A 4763-nucleotide genomic window follows, 5' to 3' on the forward strand; every position below is an offset into this window, starting at 1 on the left:
ACGATAGTATGTTCAAAAAAATCATCAAGTTTTGCCAAAACACGTGACAGACGGATAATTTCAGGCCGTGTACCAACGACGGTCATGACATGCATTTTTTTCATTTTTTACTCTTCATAAATTTTATAATTAACCGTATCTGGATTTTCAGGGTCAAAAATTTCATTTGCCCATAGCATAACTATCATTTCATCGTCACCAATGTTAGTGATGTCATGCGACCATCCAGGAACAGTTTCGACTATTTTTGATTCATCTCCATCAACGAATATTTCATAATAGTCATTCGAATCAATATGCCTAAATGCAAATTTTGCTTTGCCCTTAATGACTAGAAATTTTTCATTTTTAGTATGATGATAGTGTCCGCCTCTTGTAATACCAGGATGCGCAGTAAAAAATGAAAACTGACCAGACTCCTTTGTTTTGAGCATTTCAACAAACGTCCCGCGTGGATCGCTATGACGTTTTACAGAATATGCAAACTCTGACGGCGAATAATAGCTCAAGTAGGTCGCATACAGCGCTCTTGTTAAACCAGTACCAACATGGTCGATTAGCAAACTATGTTGCTTATCCTTAAATGACCTGATGGTGTCAACAAGGTTACCGACATTCGTACTATAAACAGGTGTGACTTCTGCGCTTTTCTCATCAACTTTGCCTTTTAAGCAATCAACGAATGACTTGCAGACATCATCAATATAAACCAGTTTTAGCGGGGCATCTGGATTATTTATGGTCACTTCTAACCCGTTGAGAATATTATAGCAGAAAGTCGCGACAGCTGAGTTGTAGTTAGGTCTACACCATTTACCAAACACATTAGGTAAGCGATAAATATAAGCTTTTGCGCCAGTATCTTTAGCATATTGGCTTACTGAATACTCTGCTGCCGCCTTACTTTTTCCGTAATGATTATCGAGTTCAGCTTGAATTGATGAAGTTATGAGTAAAGGGGGTTTATTACCAAACTCGGCTAACTTATTAACAATGTAATCGGTTAAGTTAGCATTGCCCTCATAAAACTCAGAATCACTTGTTGGGCGGTTAATCCCTGCAAGATGGAAAACAAATTCCGCTGATTGCAGCGCTTCATCAAGCTGTTCAAGAGAGTTTTCTCGATCGATACAGATTATATCGTTATACCCATTTTCGCGCAAATGGACACGCAGATTTTTCCCGATGAATCCATTAGAACCCGTAATGAGAATCTTCATATTATTCATCCAGTTGATATTCTTTTTTATCGCAAATGGCTCTAATGAAAGCCAGTTTTAGCAATAATTTTTTCATACCTTCTACATCAAGACGATCTGTATTGTGTGAATTATAATCTTCAATTTGAGAAATTCGCTGATCACCCTGTTCTACGTATTTCCCATAATTGAGGTCTCGAAGATCAGGTGGAACACGGTAATATTCACCCATATCTTCAGCAGCGACCATTTCTTCACGGCTCAATAATGCTTCATACAATTTTTCACCGTGCCGGGTACCAATAATATGTACAGGATGTTCTGGAATCTCCATCAGTTCTTTGAGTGCAATAGCCAATGTTTCAATTGTTGCGGCTGGTGCTTTTTGAACAAAAATATCACCATTATTGCCATGTTCAAATGCGTATAATACCAGATCAACCGCATCATCCAACGTCATCATGAAACGTGTCATATTCGGGTCAGTAATCGTCAGAGGTTTACCCTCTTTAATCAAGTCCACAAATAATGGGATAACCGAACCGCGTGAAGCCATAACGTTGCCATAACGAGTGCCACAAATGACGGTTTTAGACTTATCAACATTTCGAGATTTGGCAACAATAACTTTCTCCATCATAGCCTTGGAAATGCCCATTGCATTGATAGGATAAACTGCTTTATCTGTACTTAGACAAACTACACGTTTGACGCCGTTAGCAATCGCTGCTTCAAGTACATTTTCGGTGCCTAAAACGTTTGTTTTTACAGCTTCCATAGGATGGAATTCACATGAAGGCACTTGCTTCAGGGCAGCTGCATGGTAAAGGAAATCAACTCCACGAGTTGCATTTAAAATTGACTGATAGTCACGTACATCGCCAATATAAAATTTCAATTTCGAATTGTTATATTTTTTCCGCATATCATCTTGTTTTTTCTCATCTCGGCTAAAAATTCGAATTTCTGCGATATCCGTATCCAGGAAGCGGCGAAGCACTGCGTTACCAAACGATCCTGTTCCCCCAGTGATTAACAAAGTTTTATTCTTAAACATAGACTCTCCACTTTATACTACCTTTGATAAACTTGATTCACTAATGAATTTATATCTTACTCATGATGATATTTTTTGCATTTTCCACCGTAAGAAAGTCTTCATAATACTTACGTCCGGATTTACCCATATCCTCTCTTAAAGCAGCATTATTAATTAATAGATTCGCTTTAGATTCGAGCTCATCTATATTTCCTGCGATAACAGAATATCCTGCTTTTATTTTATTCTCAAGTATATCGCCGAAATCGGTAACAGGATCAAGTGAAGCCAAAATAGGGATAGCCACTTTAAAATAGTCAAGACTTTTCGATGGAAAACTGGGAACAGTTAATTTCCGGGATAGCGATATAAAACCAATATCGCAACAGCCTACAAGTTCTTCATATTCATCTCTTGGAACATAATCTATAAATTTCAAGTTACTAATATTATTAGTTTCGGCTATTTCTTTTAGCTTTTCTTTTTCCGTACCAGAACCGACCATAATAAATGAAACATTTTTCCCTTGAAATCTTTTGGCTAGTTCAAGATAGTTTTCAAGCTCTTGCACGACTGACATAGCACCACCATAAATAATGACAATTTCATCTTTAGGTAATCCGAATTTATCTCTTACTTTGTGTCGATCCAGTTGCTTAAGTTTCTTAGTTTTTGCCCATAGAGGCAATATTTCCATGTTCTCTTTTTTAATTGTTTTGAAGTTTTTTTCAAGAAAATCTATATTACCTTTTGTCATACATCCAATTTTATCAAAAGAGCGATACATCCATTCCTCTAAAAAGTGAAAAAATTTAAAGTTAAATTTATTTCTCATTAATCCCAAATCTTTAAGATAAAAAGGGAAGAAATCCCATAGAACAAGATATGTGTAAGCATTATATCTTTTCTTAAACAGCCTCGATAAACCAAGTATCGTTACACAAGGAGTATTTGCAATTAATAAATCACACTCTTTAATATTTTTCTTTATAAAAGTTCTAGCAACAAACGGAAAAGCAAATATCTTAATTGCAGTATTTAGAATATTTTTTTTATAAATCCATTTCGGTAATTTTAGCCTTACAACTTGCACACCATCAATATTATCTATCCTAGTCTCAGGATCATTTGGCATCCATGAAAAAACTACGACAGTCATATTGTAACCACTGTCTCGAATTGAATATGCAAGTTCATTGGTTAGCCAAGCATCTTTTTTATTATCATTATATTTGGTAGTCATTAATACGATATTTTTCATAACGAAGCTATTATTTATCCCAAAGTTGATAAAGTTGAGTCATTAACTCATCAGTCCGTGCTTGACCAGTAGAATTTGATTCATCATATGTAATCATATTTTGATACGGTACAAACACTATTGAAAGTGGATTTGTAATAAAACGGTAGAAAGGTACATAAAATAAGAACCCCATCATCAGTATTACTAATAATAGATTATTAGACTTTAAATAGTCCAATAAACTTAAGCTTAAACCTATCATGAAAATTGCATAAAAATATTGGTATCGAGTTGAAATGGTAGGATAAGCATAAAACAGGAGTGGAAAAATGACTGCTAGAAGTGCATAAATTAATGTACTTTTATTAATTTTTGTCACTATATTTAGGGAACCATATTTATAGATCAAGAAACATGCAAAAACAGATACTGCAGAAAAAACTATACGATATAGACCAGATGCATTATAAGTATCTCTTTGCATATACATCTCATACTTCTGATCAATGAAAGGAATTATAAATGAGATAAGATAACCAATAAGATCAAACGAAATTAGATATGTCAATAAGGACAATGCGAAAACGATTAGCATTGTTTTACTGCTAAATCTAAGTTTTATAACTAGATAAGTACATACAATGATAGGTATTGTAGATAAATGAAAAAGCATACTCAAAACAAATAACATTTTCGCTTTAACAAAAAAACCTTTATCATAGAGCATTAAGCCATAAAGGAAAATACTCACAGCCAAGCCTTGTCTCATCAATGCAAACATTGGAATTAGAAAGAAATCGGCCAAAGAAAACATTATTGCCAAAATCAGCACACATTGCCTCGGAAAGAAATACTTAATAACTTTCGCGAGCAATAAGATCTCCACGACACTCACAAAAAAAACAAAAACATTGAAATTCAAACCTAAAAACTTAAACAATGTTATTAGTGTTGAAAAACCAATCTCAAAAGAAATTGTTGAGTTCTCTGGTGAATTATAGTATGTCTGATAGACAGGCCAATCATATCCTGTCTGAAATCTTAAAGCAGTAAATAATGACAACACTAAAACCTGTACAAAAAACACTTGATTTACTTTAAAATTTTTCGAGTAGGATATTAATGCCATCCCCCAAAGAAGAATATACATGATATTATAGATGGTCATAAACTTCTCTTTTATTGTAATAATAAAACCAAATGCAGATAAGAATAGCAGAGACCGCCCCCTGCGCTAAATATCCAAATGCCATATATTGCACACCTTTCCATACAAGAAAAT

General features: G+C 34.5%; 4 protein-coding genes. All 4 read right to left on the reverse strand.

All coding sequences use genetic code 11. The annotated features are described in order from the left end of the window. Positions 1 to 107: 107 nt before the first annotated feature. From KQJ18_RS21650 to KQJ18_RS21665, 4 genes are read right to left on the reverse strand one after another with little or no spacing between them, the layout of a single operon-like run. Positions 108 to 1220, reverse strand: coding sequence for an NAD-dependent epimerase/dehydratase family protein (locus tag KQJ18_RS21650; protein ID WP_216422715.1), 1113 nt, complete (start codon positions 1218 to 1220; stop codon positions 108 to 110). A gap of 1 nt (position 1221) precedes the next feature. Then, positions 1222 to 2256: a UDP-N-acetylglucosamine 4,6-dehydratase/5-epimerase gene (gene fnlA / locus KQJ18_RS21655; protein ID WP_216422716.1), complete on the reverse strand. Its 1035-nt coding sequence runs from the start codon at positions 2254 to 2256 to the stop codon at positions 1222 to 1224. A 49-nt stretch (positions 2257 to 2305) separates the two neighbouring features. Then, positions 2306 to 3499 carry a glycosyltransferase family 4 protein gene (locus KQJ18_RS21660; RefSeq protein WP_216422717.1) on the reverse strand — a complete coding sequence of 398 codons (1194 nt, stop codon included), beginning with the start codon at positions 3497 to 3499 and terminating at the stop codon, positions 2306 to 2308. Between the two features lie 10 nt (positions 3500 to 3509). After that, on the reverse strand, positions 3510 to 4649 hold the full coding sequence (locus KQJ18_RS21665; RefSeq protein ID WP_216422718.1) for an EpsG family protein: 1140 nt from the start codon (positions 4647 to 4649) through the stop codon (positions 3510 to 3512). Positions 4650 to 4763: the final 114 nt, after the last annotated feature.

Origin of the sequence: Citrobacter sp. S55_ASV_140, assembly GCF_018919505.1 — a bacterium.
Classification (GTDB): domain Bacteria; phylum Pseudomonadota; class Gammaproteobacteria; order Enterobacterales; family Enterobacteriaceae; genus Citrobacter; species Citrobacter werkmanii.